This window comes from Nonomuraea sp. NPDC050383, from assembly GCF_044459125.1.
In the GTDB taxonomy this organism is placed as follows: Bacteria; Actinomycetota; Actinomycetes; order Streptosporangiales; family Streptosporangiaceae; genus Nonomuraea.
In genome coordinates this window covers 314,571-327,498 of the sequence record NZ_JBITIP010000004.1, presented here as the reverse complement: position 1 = coordinate 327,498, position 12,928 = coordinate 314,571, and the positions used below count along the sequence as shown (strand labels likewise).

13 protein-coding genes, 1 tRNA gene and 1 riboswitch are annotated in these 12,928 nt (G+C 72.6%); of the genes, 6 read left to right on the top strand and 8 right to left on the bottom strand.

Going from position 1 to position 12,928, the window contains the following annotated elements; all coding sequences use genetic code 11:
- Positions 1 to 161 precede the first annotated feature (161 nt).
- Positions 162 to 926 carry a nuclease-related domain-containing protein gene (locus tag ACIBG4_RS12920; RefSeq protein ID WP_397201963.1) on the top strand — a complete coding sequence of 255 codons (765 nt, stop codon included), beginning with the start codon at positions 162 to 164 and terminating at the stop codon, positions 924 to 926.
- A gap of 18 nt (positions 927 to 944) precedes the next feature.
- On the opposite strand, the gene ACIBG4_RS12915 is transcribed toward ACIBG4_RS12920, so the two are convergent.
- From ACIBG4_RS12915 to ACIBG4_RS12895, 5 genes are all read right to left on the bottom strand, one after another.
- Complete coding sequence (locus ACIBG4_RS12915; protein WP_397201962.1) at positions 945 to 1,319, bottom strand: STAS domain-containing protein; 375 nt, start codon at positions 1,317 to 1,319, stop codon at positions 945 to 947.
- Complete coding sequence (locus ACIBG4_RS12910; protein ID WP_397201961.1) at positions 1,316 to 2,494, bottom strand: B12-binding domain-containing protein; 1,179 nt, start codon at positions 2,492 to 2,494, stop codon at positions 1,316 to 1,318. The genes ACIBG4_RS12915 and ACIBG4_RS12910 overlap by 4 nt, the downstream gene beginning before the upstream one ends.
- Complete coding sequence (locus ACIBG4_RS12905) at positions 2,494 to 4,095, bottom strand: PP2C family protein-serine/threonine phosphatase (protein ID WP_397201960.1); 1,602 nt, start codon at positions 4,093 to 4,095, stop codon at positions 2,494 to 2,496. The genes ACIBG4_RS12910 and ACIBG4_RS12905 overlap by 1 nt, the downstream gene beginning before the upstream one ends.
- A gap of 161 nt (positions 4,096 to 4,256) precedes the next feature.
- On the bottom strand, positions 4,257 to 5,618 hold the full coding sequence (locus tag ACIBG4_RS12900; RefSeq protein ID WP_397201959.1) for a VWA domain-containing protein: 1,362 nt from the start codon (positions 5,616 to 5,618) through the stop codon (positions 4,257 to 4,259).
- A complete protein-coding gene (locus ACIBG4_RS12895) occupies positions 5,611 to 6,450 on the bottom strand; it encodes a MoxR family ATPase (RefSeq protein ID WP_355438406.1) in 840 nt (279 codons plus the stop codon). Before ACIBG4_RS12895 ends, ACIBG4_RS12900 begins: the two co-directional genes overlap by 8 nt.
- A gap of 128 nt (positions 6,451 to 6,578) precedes the next feature.
- Here ACIBG4_RS12895 and ACIBG4_RS12890 point away from each other — a divergent pair.
- A tRNA-Lys gene (locus tag ACIBG4_RS12890) sits at positions 6,579 to 6,652 on the top strand.
- A 59-nt stretch (positions 6,653 to 6,711) separates the two neighbouring features.
- On the opposite strand, the gene ACIBG4_RS12885 is transcribed toward ACIBG4_RS12890, so the two are convergent.
- Both ACIBG4_RS12885 and ACIBG4_RS12880 read right to left on the bottom strand, forming a co-directional pair.
- Complete coding sequence (locus ACIBG4_RS12885) at positions 6,712 to 7,182, bottom strand: hypothetical protein (RefSeq protein ID WP_397201958.1); 471 nt, start codon at positions 7,180 to 7,182, stop codon at positions 6,712 to 6,714.
- Entirely contained in the window at positions 7,179 to 8,969 is a 1,791-nt protein-coding gene (locus tag ACIBG4_RS12880; protein WP_397201957.1) for an alpha/beta hydrolase, read from the bottom strand. The genes ACIBG4_RS12885 and ACIBG4_RS12880 overlap by 4 nt, the downstream gene beginning before the upstream one ends.
- 112 nt (positions 8,970 to 9,081) lie before the next feature.
- Here ACIBG4_RS12880 and ACIBG4_RS12875 point away from each other — a divergent pair, with 112 nt between their 5' ends.
- Entirely contained in the window at positions 9,082 to 9,459 is a 378-nt protein-coding gene (locus tag ACIBG4_RS12875; RefSeq protein ID WP_397201956.1) for a VOC family protein, read from the top strand.
- A gap of 46 nt (positions 9,460 to 9,505) precedes the next feature.
- On the opposite strand, the gene ACIBG4_RS12870 is transcribed toward ACIBG4_RS12875, so the two are convergent.
- Positions 9,506 to 9,898 (bottom strand): YkvA family protein, encoded by a 393-nt coding sequence (locus ACIBG4_RS12870; RefSeq protein ID WP_397201955.1) that lies wholly within the window; start codon positions 9,896 to 9,898, stop codon positions 9,506 to 9,508.
- Between the two features lie 351 nt (positions 9,899 to 10,249).
- On the opposite strand from ACIBG4_RS12870, the gene ACIBG4_RS12865 reads away from it, so the two are divergent.
- The 3 genes from ACIBG4_RS12865 to ACIBG4_RS12855 all read left to right on the top strand — a co-directional run bounded on the left by ACIBG4_RS12865 (position 10,250) and on the right by ACIBG4_RS12855 (position 12,713).
- Positions 10,250 to 11,110, top strand: coding sequence for an aldo/keto reductase (locus tag ACIBG4_RS12865; RefSeq protein WP_397201954.1), 861 nt, complete (start codon positions 10,250 to 10,252; stop codon positions 11,108 to 11,110).
- 73 nt (positions 11,111 to 11,183) lie between these two features.
- On the top strand, positions 11,184 to 11,387 hold the full coding sequence (locus ACIBG4_RS12860) for a DUF5302 domain-containing protein (RefSeq protein WP_310713424.1): 204 nt from the start codon (positions 11,184 to 11,186) through the stop codon (positions 11,385 to 11,387).
- Positions 11,388 to 11,571: 184 nt separating this feature from the next.
- Positions 11,572 to 11,708, top strand: a riboswitch (cyclic di-AMP (ydaO/yuaA leader).
- Positions 11,709 to 11,897: 189 nt separating this feature from the next.
- Positions 11,898 to 12,713 carry a hypothetical protein gene (locus ACIBG4_RS12855; RefSeq protein WP_397201953.1) on the top strand — a complete coding sequence of 272 codons (816 nt, stop codon included), beginning with the start codon at positions 11,898 to 11,900 and terminating at the stop codon, positions 12,711 to 12,713.
- The last annotated feature ends 215 nt before the right edge of the window (positions 12,714 to 12,928 follow it).

The window sequence follows — 12,928 nt, the reverse complement described above, 5'->3', positions numbered from 1 at the left end:
GACAGGATACCGACTGGTCGGTCGAGCGGTCTTCCCGGTGCTATTTCCGTCACCTTAGGGTGCCCTTGCTTGGAGTGGGGTATTACTTGACTTGGCGAGGGATCTTCGGCGTGGCAGATCCCGTTTGGTTCGGTTCGATCTCATCATTCGGGGAGTTTGCCGTGCCCGGTGGCTCTATCTACGTGCAGCAGGACGCGAAGTACGCCGGCTCGTCGCCGCAGTGGTACTACGAGAAGTTCTGGCGTGAGGCGGCCAAGGGCCGCCAGCGGTCCCGGATGGTCAAGGCGGCGGTCGGCTTCGTGGCCGGCATCGGGCTCGCCATCCGCTTCGGTCTCGACCTCGTTCCCCTCTACGGCCTCGCGCTCGCCGGCGTCGTCGCCGCCGCCGACTGGTGGCTGGCGTGGAGCTCGTTCCGGGCCACGGCGGTCTGGCGGGGCCAGCGGCGCGGCGAGGCCATCACCGGCCGCCTCCTGCGGCGCTCGCTGCGCAGGCGCGGTTACAAGGTCCTCGACGGCCGCGCCATCCGCGGCCAGGCGTCCATCGACCACCTCGTGATCGGCCCTGGCGGGCTGTGGATCGTGGACAACGAGTCGTGGAGCCCCGACACGGAGATCGCCGCGTACGGCGGCAGGCTCTTCTTCGGCGAGAAGTACGGCACCAACGTCGCCAGACCGCTGGCCGAGACCGCCCGCGCGTTCGCCGAGATACTGACGCGCGAGACCGGCGTGCCGGTGACGATCACGGTCATGCTGGCCGCGCACTCCGGCTCGCTGCCGCGCGGCGGCAGTGTCACGGCGGAGGGCATCACGCTGCTCAAGCCCCGCCTGGTGGCCCGCCGCATCAAGGCGTCGCGGGAGGTCGTGCTGGACGACGACCAGATCGAGCTGCTGACTCGCACGGCGGCCCGCGAGCTCCAGCGCTCCTGACCCGACCCCGGAGCCAGGTCAGACGCGGTCGTCGAGGTGGTCGTCGTGGCGTGGGGCGCTCTCGCCGGTGAGGTGGGCGAGGGTGCCGGTCATGTCCAGCAGCCGCTCCAGTGCGGGGCCACGGTCGTCCAGGAGCAGCAGCGCGCCCGCCTCGCCCGCCCGGCGGCGGGCCACCAGCAGCGCGGACAGGCCGCTGGAGTCGCACAACCGCAGCCCGGCGCAGCCGATCCGCAGCTCGCGCGGCGCGCCGGGCCCGGTCAGCGCGGCGGTGACGGCTTCGAGGAACTCCTGCGCGGTGGTGTGGTCGAGATCACCGTGCAGGCAGATGCGGACGATGTGCGGTGCGGGCGTCTCCTGGGTGAGTTCCAGCGGCTCGGGAACGAAGTCGGTCACGCGCTGCCTCCAGGAGCGTCGACGGCGGGCGAGGGCACAGCGGTGACGTCCACCGCGGGACCGGCCTCGACGGGGACGCCGGCGGTACGCAGCGCCTCGCGCCCGTACGCGAGAAGGCCCGTCGTCCGGGGGAAGTCGGTGAGCCGCGCGGCGAGCAGGTCCAGCGCGGGCAGCAGCGTGCGCGCGGGGACGCCCCGCGCCGTGAGGATCTCCGCCGTCCACGTCAGGAAGGCGCCGAACAGACCAGGATCGTCCAGGTAGAGGGCGGTCGCGAGGAAGTCCACGACGTGCGCCACGTCCTCGGCGGTGTGGCGGAGCTGCTGGGGGGTGTAGGAGGCCATCGCGGGGACGCGCTCGCGCAGCCCGTCCATGACGTGCCTGACCAGCCGCGGGGCGGACTGGGTGACCAGTGTGTACTCCTGGTCGTCCAGGTGCGGCAGGTCGTCGACGGCCTGGCGGCTCGGGGCGGGGCGGGACGGAGGGCCGCCCGCCAGCCGGTCGGCGGCCGAGCGGGCGTCGGGGGCCCAGGCGTCCGCGCCGAGCAGGCGGGCGTAGCGGCCGTCGGGTCCGAACGCGGCGCCACCGGCCAGCACCGGAGTGCCGGTCGCCTGGCAGGCCGTGATGGCGGCGTGCGCGGCCGGCAGCCGCGTGGCGATCGAGCTGGACAGCGCCACGACGTCCGGGCCGGTGCGGTGCAGGTGCGCGATCAGGTGCTGCGTGGGCACCTGCGCGCCCAGGTAGTCCACCGTCCAGCCGCGCAGGCGCAGCACCTCGGTGAGGATCCGCGCGGGGAAGGCGTGCCACTCCCCGTCGATGCACGCCACCGTGACACGACCCCTCGTCCGCGCGGCTCCGGCGGCGGACTCGCGGGCCTGCCGGCTCGTACGGGCGGCATCGCGGGCGGCGGGGTGGTGGGCCAGGGCGGCCAGTACGCGCTCGTTGACCGCCGTGATCGTGTGCTCCTGCGCGACCGTGATCAGGTTGGCGGCCCACTCGCGGCCCACCCGCGCCTGCACCGGCGCCACGACGTCCATCAGCAGGCTCTCCATGTCGACGCCGTCGTCGAGGGCGGCCAGCACCACGTCCACCGCCGCGTACTCGTCACCGGCCGCCGCGGCCTCCCACAGCAGCCCCGCCCGGTCCGCCTCAGGGCCGTTCGGAGCGTTGCCCGCCATCACCGCTCCCCGCCCCGGCCCGCGCGGGGTGCGGTGATGGCGATCACCGCCACGTCGTCGTGGTCGCCGCCGCCCGCCCACTGCGCGGCCAGCATCTGGACGCGCTCGGTGACCGCCTCGGGCGGCATCCCGGCGCACTGCTCCAGCTCCTCGCGCAGCCGCTGCTCGCCGAACAGCTCGTCGCCCAGCGGGCCGCCGCGCGCCTCGGTCACGCCGTCGGTGTACAGCAGGCAGGTGTCGCCCGGCTCCAGCACCACGGACTCGGTGGTGCTGGTGATCCGCTCCAGCATGCCGATCAGGGTGCCCCGGGTGCGGGACTCCTCCACCCGGCCGTCGGCCCGCAGGATCAGGGGAGGCTCGTGGCCCGCACTGGTCAGCCGTACCGTCACCCTGGGGCCGTCCCGCCGTACGGACGCCAGCACCAGCGTGACGAACCTGCTGCGGTCACCCCGCAGCAGCACGTCGTTGAGCAGCCCGAGCAGCCGGCGGTGATCGTCGGCCATGGGCAGCAGCGCGTGCAGCGTGGTACGGATCCGGCCGGTGAGCACGGCCGCCTCCAGGCCCTTGCCGCACACGTCGCCCAGCACCACCAGCGACTCCCCGCCCGGCTCCGTGGCGGGGTGCAGGTCGAAGAAGTCGCCGCCGACCAGCTCGGTCGCGCCCGCGGGCCGGTAGCGGGCCGACAGCTCCACCCCGTCCAGGTGGCTGGTCGAAGGCGGCAGGAGCTCGCGCATCAGGGTCTCGGTGATGGCCGTCTGCTCGGCGTACAGGCGCGCGGCGGACATGGCGGCACCGGCACGAGCGGCGAACAGCCGCGCGAACACCTCCTCGCCCTCCGAGAAGCCCGCCTGGCCGGAGCGCCGCAGCAGCACGAGCGCGCCCGCCGGAACCCCGTGGCCGGGCAGGGCCGTGACGACCATGGACCCCGGCTCGCCCAGCTCGCCGCGGGCCATCCAGCCGGGGGCCGAGGCGGGGTCGATCCAGCGCGACGGCGTCGGCGGGAACCCCCGCAGCGCCTCGGTCAGCCCCGGTACCTGCGTCGGGTCCACGGACAGGCTCTCGCGGACCACGCGGCCGTCCGGCCCGCAGTAGGCCACCGGATGCCTGTGCCCGGACTTCGGCAGGATGACCAGGGCGGCGTCGGCCAGGTGCCGGGCGGCCAGGCGGGCCGTGACCTCCATGCAGCGGTCGAGGTTCAGGGAGGAGAGCAGCTCGTTGGACGCCTCGGCGAGGAAGGCGGTCCGCCGGCGCTCGATCCGCAGTGCCTCGGACACCCGGTGGTGGTCGGTGGCGTCCACCAGCCACCAGACCACGGAGGAGCCGTCGCCGGGCGACGGGTGCGCCTCGAACATCCGATCACCCACCGGCCCGCGTACGGCGCCCTCGGACGCGGCGCGCGGCCCCGAGAGGGGCGGCGGTGGCACGGGGGAGGACCGGCCGGTCAGGGTGTCGTGGGCCCGGGACAGCCAGGCGGGGACGGCGTCGGCCAGCGGCACCCCCGGGGCGGCCGCGGGCAGCAGAGCCCGGGCCGCGTCGTTGACGAGCCCTATGACGCCGTCACCGTCGATCAGCAGCACCGGATACGGCGCGTCCTGCCACACGGTTCCGGCCCGGCTGTGTTCCGCTTCGCTCGTTGCACCCGTCAAAATCGCGAGCCCCAGGCGGGCCCTGCCTCCTCGATGTCATATCGCCCTTTACGGACTTTCCGCCCACTCTAGCCCACGTCCCCTTGTTTCTACTGGACGGTAACGTGGCCGGAGGGTCAGTCGAGGCTCTCGATGAAGGCTGTGAGCTGGGAGACGTTGCGGCACTCGTACATGGGCACGACGCCCGCGTACGCGCTCGCGACGGAGTCGCCGGTGTCCCACTGCGCCTTCGGCTCGGGGTTCAGCCAGTAGGCGTGGCGGGCCCGGCCGGCCAGGGCCCTGAGGGTGTCCAGGGCGGGCGGCTGGTAGTTGGAGCGGGCGTCGCCGAGGATCAGCAGCGACGTCCTCGGCCCCACGGCATCGCCGTGGCGCTCGGCGAAGCGCTCCAGCGCGTAACCGTAGTTGGTACGGCCGAACCGCACCATGTCGGCCTCGTCCGCCAGCCTGGTCATGGCGTCGACCACGTCCGTACCGGGCCGGAAGAACCGGGTGATCTCGTCCACCGTGTCCACGAACCCGAACGCCCGTACCTTGGCGAACTGCTCTCTCAGCGCGTACGTGAGCAGCAGCGTGAAATGCGCGAAGGACGAGACCGAGTCGCTGGCGTCGCACAGCACGACCAGCTCGGGCCGGTGCGGGCGGGGCGGCCGGAACGACGGCGTCAGCGGCACGCCGCCGCTCTGCAGGGACGCGCGCACGGTCCGGCGGAAGTCGAGCCGGCCCCGCCTGCCCCGCCGCCGGCGGATCGCCAGCCGGGTCGCCAGCCGCCTGGCCAGCGGATACACCTCGCGACGCAGCCGGGCCAGGTCCTCCCTGGTCGCCCGCAGGAAGTCGACCTGGTCGAGCGGCGGGCGCACGGCCGAGCGGGCGATGCGCTCAATGCCCGAGTCCTCGGCGATGCGGCGGCGCACGTCGGCGGCCACCGCCTCCTCGAAGCGCCGGACCCCGGCCGTCACCTGCTGCCGGACCGTCCGCTCCGCCAGGCCGCCGCGCTCGCGTCCCGCGAGGACCTCACGAAGGATCCCGGCCATCAGCGTCTCGGGCGACAGGGCCCGCATGACACTGTAGGAGAACCAGTTCTGGCGACCCGGCCCGGCCTGCTGCCGCCCGAACCGCTCCACCATGGCCCGGGCGAACTCCCGCATCTCCGCGTCGCCGCCCCCGGTCACCAGCCCGGCCAGCCGCTCCCGCAACTCGGCGACCGACGCCTCCTCCAGATCCCTCCGGAGACGTTCGTCCGGTCCCCCCGACATGACGGGCGGGAACCACAGGTCGAACAGCACGTCGAACCCCGGCCGATGCGCGGGCCGCTTGACCAGCGTCGCCGCGTAGGCGGCGCGCAGCGACTCGCGCTCGGCCAGGTCGATCACCCGCAGGGCCCGTACCGCGTCCAGCCCCTCGGCCACGGACACGGGCAGTCCCGCCTCCCGCAGGGCCCGCACGAACCCGACATGCCTGCCGACCAGCGACTCACCCACCGGACAGGCCCAGTTCCTTCAACACCCGCCGGTGGTCGGAGGCGTGCTTGAGCACCACGCCCAGCGTCCCGGCGACGGTCGCCTCGTCCAGCTCCTCGCGTCCCAGGGCCAGCAGCGTGTTGGCCCAGTCGACGGTCTCCGCCACGGACGGCGCCTTCTTCAGCTCCAGCCCCCGCAGCGTCGCCACCGTACGGGCGAGCTGCTCCGCCAGGTCGGCCCGGATCGTCGGAACCTGCGCCAGCACGATGTCCCGCTCCCGCTCGGGCGTCGGGTAGCCGATGTACAGGTACAGGCAGCGGCGCTTGAGCGCCTCGGACAGCTCGCGGGTGGCGTTGGAGGTCAGCACCACGAACGGCCTGCGGACCGCCGAGATGGTGCCCAGCTCGGGGATCGTCACCTGGAAGTCCGACAGCAGCTCCAGCAGCAGCCCCTCGACCTCGACATCCGCCTTGTCGGTCTCGTCCACCAGCAGCACGGTCGGCACGCCGGCCCGGATGGCCTTCAGCAGCGGCCGTTCGAGCAGGAACTCCTCGCCGAAGATGTCCTCGTCGGTGCTGGTCGCCTGGATGCGGAGCAGCTGCTTCTTGTAGTTCCACTCGTACAGGGCCCGCGCCTCGTCCAGCCCCTCGTAACACTGGAGCCGTATCAGCTCGGACCCGCTCGCCCGCGCCACGGCCTTGGCCAGCTGCGTCTTGCCCACCCCGGCGGGCCCTTCGACCAGCAACGGCCTGCCGAGCGCGGCGGCCAGGAAGACGGAGGTGGAGATGGCGTCGTCGGAGAGGTATCCCGCGGCGGCGAGCCGCTCACCGACCTCGGCGGGGGAGTCGAACATGAAGGCTCCTGTCGTCACAGCCGAACCTTATTCTAGTCTGCCCGGGTCCGGCGGTCCCGCCCCATCTGACGCCGGACTCCGACCGATTCGACCAGGATGCCGAGTGCCGGTATATTCCTCTCAGCAACGCGCCGCTAGCTCAGTTGGTTAGAGCAGCTGACTCTTAATCAGCGGGTCCGGGGTTCGAGTCCCTGGCGGCGCACCGCGACAAGACCCCAGGGCGCTCCGGCGATCTGGGGTCTTTGTGTTGAGGAGACTGGGTCACTCGGGCGCGTGCCCATCCGGCCAGACGCAGGTGGAGGCCGCCCCAAGGTAGAGATCGCCGCCTTCCGCCCAGGTGAGCGTAAGGGTGTAGCCCTCAGGGCGGGATGTGCCGCTCAGGTCCGGATTGTTGGTCTTTCCCCCCGCGATGATGTGATGGCCCTGGGCCTCCCAGAAGGTGTGAACCTGCCGTGAGATCGACATGTTGTCGGTCTTCGGGACATCACGAAGCCAGTAGGCACGGCTCACGATGACTTGGTCTTGAGATTTGTCCTCGTCCAGGCACGGGCTGGGTGCCTCGAAGGAGTGGATCGGTTCCAGCCGCGGTCGGGGAGTGAGAGCGTTGGCAGTGTCGTGAATGAGCTCCTCTACACGTGCGAGTGCTTGGGTGGAGGTGGCTGTGGCTTGGTTCATGGAGCATCCCGAAATGACGAGGACAAGAGCGGCGAAAAGTCGCAACACGTCGTTCACCTCTTCGAACTGGGCGACTCTGGTCCTAGCTCTGGCATGAGGAGTTGGGGCGTGCAGTTCAGCGGCACTGGAGCGGTGAGCATGTCGTATTGACCGTTGATAAGTCGCCCCATGTTGCGCAGCGAAGGCGAATGAGGCTTCCAGTAGCTGCTGTGCGCCTCCGTGAACACCTCTCGTCCCACCGGAAAACGCCTGGCCCCGAACGACTCGTCCCCCGGATCCCTGCCGAACCTGCCCAGTGCCGCCACCGGGTCGTTGCCGGCCTCGCCCACCCACACGTGCGCCGGGTCGACGCCCAGCCGTGAGGCGTGGTCGACGCCGGTCCCCGGGCTGCCGATGAGGATGAGGTCGTCCGCGAGCCTGCCCGGGCGGAGGGCGGCGGCGTGGCCCGTGGTGAGCGAGCCGTAGCTGTGCCCGATGACGACGCTGCGTGCCGTCCCCGAGGGCGCGTGGGCGGCGTGCAGGCCGTCGGCGAACGCGGCGAGCGCCCTGCCGCCCTTGGCCGCCGCGTTGTCGGCGGCGACGGACCTGGTGATGTCGAACAGGCCCGGGTCGATCTGCGGGGCGTCATAGCCGAGCCAGGTGATCGACGCTATCGAGCGTTCTCCGCTGGTCGCGCGCGCCTGCTGCCACAACGCCCGGGACCGCTCCAGATCCCCCCGTGCGGCGTCCAGTCCCGACGTGAGCCCCGACACAGACGTGACCGTGATGTCCGCCGTGTCTGGATCGCCCCAGGAGACGACGAGCCGCCCCTGACCCGTCGCGTCGAACGCCAGCAGCAGCGGCGCCGGATGTCCCGCCACCGGGCGGAGCTGCGACTCGATGAGGTCGATGCGCCGCAGCCGGGCGGCGATGCGTTCCCAGCCGCCCAGCAGGCCCGGGTCGGCGAGCCGGCCGAGGTCGGCCGTGGCCGTCTCCAGCTCCCGCTCCAGCCGGGTCCGCTCCTCGGCCAGCCCGCGGCGGTTGGCCCGGTCCCGGACCGTCGCCGGCAGGCCGTTCAGCAGTCCGGACCAGCGGAGCGTCACCAGGCGTTCCCGCGCTTCGCGCGGCAGCGTGTGCCACCACGCGGCGACCCGCGCCGCCAGGCCCGCGTCGGTCCCGTTCTCCTGGACGGTCAGCAGCCGCGTCACCGCGTGCTCCTCGCCCGCCGCGATGCGCGCCAGCAGGCGCTCCGCGCCGCCCGGGTCGGGGGCGTGGCCGCCGAACAGCCCGTACGCCGCCAGCCCCGCCGGCAGCGTCGGGCCGGGCACTGTCTGGCGGATCAGGTTGAGGCGGCGCCGCAGGTCGTCGCTGTGGGCGGCGGCCCAGGTGGCGATGCGGCGGAGTTCGTGGCCGGGCTCGGCGGGCAGGCCGTGGGCGGACAGCTCGGCGGCGAGGCACGCCCCGGCGACCGGCAGCGTCTGTGCGGCGTGGCCCAGGGACGCCACCAGGGTGGTCATGGCGTTCTGCTCGACGCCCTGGAAGCGGCCCGGGGCGGGGGCCAGAGCCGCGACGGACGTGGTCAGCGCGGGAACGGCCGGTGCCGGTCCGCCGTGCCGTACGACGAGGAGGGCGAGCCCGTGTAGCGCGTCCGTGAGCGAGGACTGGAGGCGGGCCCGGTGGCGGGCCAGGTCCTCCGCGAAGGCGGGGGCACCGCCGCCGACCCAGGCGTGGGCGTGCGCGAGCCGGGCCGCCGGGTCGAGGCCGGCGTGATGGCCCGCCGCGAGTGCCGCCGCCCGCCCGTACGCGGCCAGTGCCGCCGCCGCCCGCTCGTACGCCGCGAGCGCCGCCGCGCTGTGATCCGCCATGACGCGGCCAAGGATGCCAGGCGAGCCCGCGGTCCCTCAGGCGATCGGCGACTCCTCCGGGTATCGGGGCATGCGGCATGAATCTCCGGTGGAGCGGGGTAGTGAAGTGTTCATGGCTTGTCGGATCAGTGAGTTGGTGCTGGATTGTCGCGACCCCGAGCGGCTGGCGGCGTTCTGGTGTGAAGTGCTTGGGTTCGTGGTGATAGACCGGGATGAGGGGAGCGTGGAGATCGGGCCGGGGGAGACCGGGTTCGGGGGGCTGCAGCCGACCCTCGTGTTCAATCCGTCCGACGATCCGAGGCCCGGGAAGCTCCCGCTGCACATCGACGTGAACCCGACCGATCGCGACCAGGCCGCCGAGCTGGAGAGGCTGCTCGCGGCGGGGGCCCGGCCGGCGGACGTGGGGCAGACCGGCGAGGAGACGTGGCACGTGCTGGCCGACCCGGAGGGCAACGAGTTCTGCCTCCTCCGCATGAGGCTGGACGACTGAGCGCGCCGCCGCTCGCCGGTGCGCGCGAGTGGGCGGCGGCTGGTGGTCAGCCGCGGTCGCCGAGGAGGCGGAGGAGCAGTCGGGGCTCGCCCGGCCAGGCGTCCAGCAGCACCTCGCGGGGCACCTGCCGGGCGGCGTACCGCAGGGCCAGGGCGACCACCACGATGTCGTCCAGCGGGCCGATGACCGGCAGGAACTCCGGGATCAGGTCGATCGGGCTGGCCACCCACACACCCGCGATCACGATCGCGATCTTCGCCCGGCGCGGCACCGCGGGGTCGCTCCGGAGCCTGCGGACGGTGGTCAGGCAGTCGGGGATGAACGCGGCGAGGTCCCGCGCGAGCCCGGGCGGCAGGCGGCGCGCCAGCAGGACGAGCACACCCCACGTGGCCGCCACGCACACGACGGTGACCGCCAGCCCGATCAACCAGCCACGCACGACGTTCCGCCCTCTTCCGAGCCGTGGCGATCACCGCCCGGCCTCCGCACGACCTCACATCACTGTACGGCGACTCCCCGGCACGCCCGCCCCCGTCCGCACACCCGACGGGTCCACATGTCCGCCCCGCGACCGTCCGCACACCCGACGGGTCCACATGTCCGCCCCGCGACCGTCCGCACACCCGACGGGTCCACGTGCCCGGCCCGCGACCGTCCGCCACCGCGTCCACGTGCCCGCCCGTGCGTGGCACCCGCGCCCCGGGCGCCGGACCACAAGCGTCACCCCCGGCTGGCGAAACCGGTAGGGTCGCCTTCCTCTTTCGGTCGCCCCAGGGGGAGGATGGTCCGCATGAACACGCGACCACTCGGACAAACCGCCGTCAGCTCCATCGGTCTCGGCGCGATGCCCATGTCGGTGGCCGGGCACATGCCCGACGAGGCCCAGTCGATCCGGACGATCCACGCGGCGCTCGACGCCGGCGTGACGCTGATCGACACGGCCGACGCCTACACGCCCGCACCCGACGAGGTGGGTCACAACGAGCGGCTGGTCGCCAAGGCGCTCGCGAGCTGGGGCGGTGACGGCGACGCGGTGCTGGTGGCGACCAAGGGCGGTCACACGCGGCCCCCGGACGGCGGCTGGGCCGTGGACGGACGGCCGTCGTACCTGGTCGAGGCGTGCGAGCGATCCCTGAAGGCCCTGGGCGTCGAGGCGATCGGCCTCTACCAGCACCACCGGCCCGACCCGGCCGTGCCGTACGAGGAGACGATCGGCGCGCTGCGCGACCTGCTCGACGCCGGCAAGATCCGGATGGCGGGCATCTCCAACGCGAACCCGCGCCAGATCAGGATCGCCTACGACATCCTCGGCGGCCGGCTGGCGAGTGTGCAGAACCAGTACTCGCCCGCGTTCCGCTCCAGCGAGCCCGAGGTGGACCTGTGCGAGGAGCTGGGCGTGGCGTTCCTGCCGTGGTCGCCGCTGGGCGGGATCAGCGCGGCGGGGCGGCTCGGCGGCGCGCACGAGGGGTTCGCCAGGGTGGCCGAGCAGCGCGGGGTGTCTCCGCAGCGGGTATGCCTGGCCTGGGAGCTGGCGCGCAGCCCGGTCGTAGTCCCGATCCCGGGGGCGAGCCGGCCGGAGAGCATCCTCGACTCGGTGGCGGCGGCGGATTTGGTCCTGACCTCCGAGGAGCTCGCCGCTCTCGGCGGCTGAGGAGGCCCGCCGGTTTCGCGCGGCGGGTTCGGGCGTGCGAAGCTTTGAATGTCCCCAACACCAGGAGGTCCTCATGACGGAAACACCGGAGCCGGAAGCCAGCGAAGCAACTCCCGAGGACGAGTTGAAGCGCAAGTTCCGTGAGGCGCTGGAGCGCAAGCGTGCCCGGCAGGCCGACTCGGGCGCTGGTGGCAGGGGCGGCGACGCTTCCAAGATTCACGGCGCTCACGGACCGGCCGCCAGCAAGCGTTCCTTCCGGCGCAAGAGCGGAGGCTGAGGCGTCCGGAGCACGGGCTGAGACCTGGTTTCCTGGAGGGGTACGGCATGCCGTACCCCTCTTTTTCTTTGCCTGAAAGGTAGATCTTCGCCCGATTTATGGGCTTACCTTTGCTTTTGTCCGGTTCGCTGGCTAGAGTCAAGCGCATTCCGGTCAGTGACCTAGCCCTTCGAGAGGAAGCGGCGACTGGCCGGCGCCGAATCCCGCACCGCGCGGGAACCGGGGACCCACTTCTGGGGTGAATCCGGCCGCACCTGGCCGGTAGGGCATCTCCACGTCCGAACCCGTCAGCTAACCCGGTAGGCGAGATGGAGAGGACAAGACTTTCATGCGCTACCGCGTACCCCCGGACGGGGCAGTGCCACCCGCCGCCTCCTGAGCGGCACCCGTTCCCCCTGACCTTCTCTCGCGCTCTCGCGTAGCGCCCGTTCGGCGTTCTGCCCGGCTACGCGTCCCCATCTCTTCGGAGCGCGCCCCTCTGTACCCCCACGTAAAGGACTTTTTCAACACATGTCCGAACGACTTGGCATGCGTTCCTTCAGCCTCTTCACGGCGGCCGTACTCGGCGCGCTCACCATCGGCGCCGGCACCACGGCCGCGCACGCCGACAGCGACGAAGGCCGGCAGGTTCTCCTCAAGGGCTCGACCACCGCCTCCTACTTCTGGGACGACTCCTCCGGCCGCGCCGGTGACACCGGCCTGCCGGCCAGCGGCAAGCCCATGCAGAAGGGTCTGGCAGCCAGCCCCAGCTGGCCGCTCATGACCGAGGGCTACGTCATGTACAAGGGCAAGAAGGCCCCCTTCTTCGTCGGGGACCGCGGCCCGGGCGTGCCCTCCAGCAGCGGCGTCATGCTCGACCTCGACGCCAAGACCTTCGCCCAGCTCACCGGCGGCCGCTTCAACTCCAGCACCCTCGGTGTGGACGGTGTCGGCGGCCAGGGCCACATCAAGGTGAGCTACGTCATCACCAAGTGGGGCAACGGCGCGGGCAAGAAGAACCACCCGGTCGCCTTCTCCACCGGCGCCTGGCGTCGCGTCGACCACAACCCGGCCAAGCCGCCGGTGCTGGCCGAGGACAAGTCCACCACTCCGGAGGAGTCCGGCGCCGGATCCGCGGGCAAGGGCACCTCCGTCTCGTCCCGTGACAAGGACGACGCCGGCGTGGTGAACGCCTCCGAGACCACCACCCGCACCGAGGCCCGCGACGCCGCCTCCGGCGACGAGGGTCTGAGCACCTCGGCCAGCCTCGCCCTGGTGGGCGTGGCCGCGGTCGGCGGCGGCCTGTACCTCGGCCGCGACCGCCTGCGCAAGCTCGTCCAGCGCTGACCGCCCGGCCCGCATGCCGCCCCCTCAGGCGGCACACGGGCCGGCACCCGACCATCGGCCGGGTCCGGACGCCACCCCGTCCGGTCCGGCCTCCCCCGGGGGCCTGCCTGCCTCTCCATCCAGGCCCCCACCCCGCCACCCCGTTCCGGAACCGCCGCCGCCCCGGCGGTTCCGGGACGGGGTGCGCGCATTTCCGCGCACACGGGTCCCCGCGT